General features: G+C 69.0%; 1 protein-coding gene. It reads right to left on the reverse strand.

Annotated features, from left to right (window positions below):
- Positions 1-906, reverse strand: a 906-nt coding sequence (gene metK / locus JUB13_RS31000) for a methionine adenosyltransferase (RefSeq protein ID WP_207486125.1), incomplete at both ends; no start/stop codon positions are given.

Consider the following 906-nt stretch of genomic DNA (forward strand, 5'->3'; position numbering starts at 1 on the left):
CCGATCGCATAGGCGACCTGGATCGTGCAGCGGTCCGCCAGCTCCGCCCCCACAACGTTCTTGGCGAGATAGCGCGCCGCATAGGCCGCCGAGCGGTCGACCTTGGTCGGGTCCTTGCCCGAGAACGCCCCGCCGCCATGCGGCGCCGCCCCGCCATAGGTGTCCACGATGATCTTGCGCCCGGTCAGCCCCGCATCGCCGTCCGGACCGCCGATCACGAAGCGCCCCGTCGGGTTCACGTAGAACTCGCTCTCCGGGCACATCCAGCCCGCGGGCAGCACGTTCAGCACGTGCGGGCGCACGATCTCGCGCACCGCCTCCTGGTCCAGACCCTCGGCATGCTGGGTCGACACCACCACCGAGGTCGCCCCCACCGGCCGGCCGTTCTCGTAGCGCAGGCTCACCTGGCTCTTGGCGTCCGGGCCGAGCTGCGGCGCCGCCCCCGAATGGCGCGCCTCGGCCAGGCTCTTCAGGATGCCGTGGGCATAGAAGATCGGCGCCGGCATCAGCGCCGCCGTCTCCCGGCAGGCATAGCCGAACATGATGCCCTGGTCGCCCGCGCCCTCGTCCTTGTTGCCGGCCGCGTCCACCCCCATCGCGATGTCCGCCGACTGGCTGTGCACGAGCACGTCCACCCGCGCGTTCTTCCAGTGAAAGCCATCCTGCTCGTAGCCGATGTCCTTGATCGCCGCCCGCGCCGTCTGCTCCAGCATCTCCGGCGTGATCGTCTCCCGGCACCGAACCTCGCCGGCCAGCGTCACGTGGTTCGTCGTCGCAAGCGTCTCGACCGCAACCCGCGACTGCGGATCATGGCCAAGGAAAAGATCGACGATCGCATCCGAAATCCGGTCGCAGACCTTGTCCGGATGCCCCTCCGATACCGACTCGCTGGTGAAGACGTAGTTG

It is taken from the genome of Arenibaculum pallidiluteum (assembly GCF_017355985.1).
Lineage (GTDB): Bacteria > Pseudomonadota > Alphaproteobacteria > Azospirillales > Azospirillaceae > Arenibaculum > Arenibaculum pallidiluteum.